A 589-nucleotide genomic window follows, 5' to 3' on the forward strand; every position below is an offset into this window, starting at 1 on the left:
AGGACACGCCCACCGCGCCGACCAGGCCCAGCGGGAGGACGTAGAGCAGGTGGCCCTGGATGTCGCTGGTCAGCAGGGAGAGCAGTTCGGTGGAGCCGCCGACGTAGATCACGACGGGTGTGTGTCCGGCGACGTGGCGCTGGGCGACGACGCGCTCGTCGGCCTGCCCGGCGGCCGCGGTGCGATGCGGGGTGGTGCTGCCGGTGGGCAACGTGTAGCGGGCCGATTGGCCGGCGACGTTCGCGGTGGAGGCGACGACGGTGCCGGAGTGATTGACCACCTGGGCCCAGGCTCCGAGTCCGCCGGGGGCGGGGGGAAGCGGTCGGGGCCAGGTTCCGTCGGTGCTGGAGCGGGAGACGCTGTCGGCGTAGGCGTTGAGGGTGGTGGTGACGTTGCTGCGGACGGCGTGGACCACGCTGAAGACCAGCACCGCGGTGGCCAAAGCCACGGTGACGGTCATGACGAGGGTGGCCAGCGCGGTCAGGCGCAGGCGCAGGGAGCGACTAGGGGCGGTGCGGGTCAATGCGGTACCCCGATCCTCGGACCGTCTCGATGATGCCGTGGGTGAAGGGCTGGTCGACCTTCCGGC

1 protein-coding gene is annotated in these 589 nt (G+C 71.6%); it reads right to left on the bottom strand.

Translation table 11 applies throughout. The annotated features are described in order from the left end of the window. On the bottom strand, positions 1-523 hold a 523-nt coding region (locus AQI95_RS44005; protein ID WP_159056781.1), incomplete at its 3' end, for a hypothetical protein. Positions 524-589 lie beyond the last annotated feature (66 nt).

Origin of the sequence: Streptomyces yokosukanensis (assembly GCF_001514035.1) — a bacterium.
GTDB lineage: Bacteria > Actinomycetota > Actinomycetes > Streptomycetales > Streptomycetaceae > Streptomyces > Streptomyces yokosukanensis.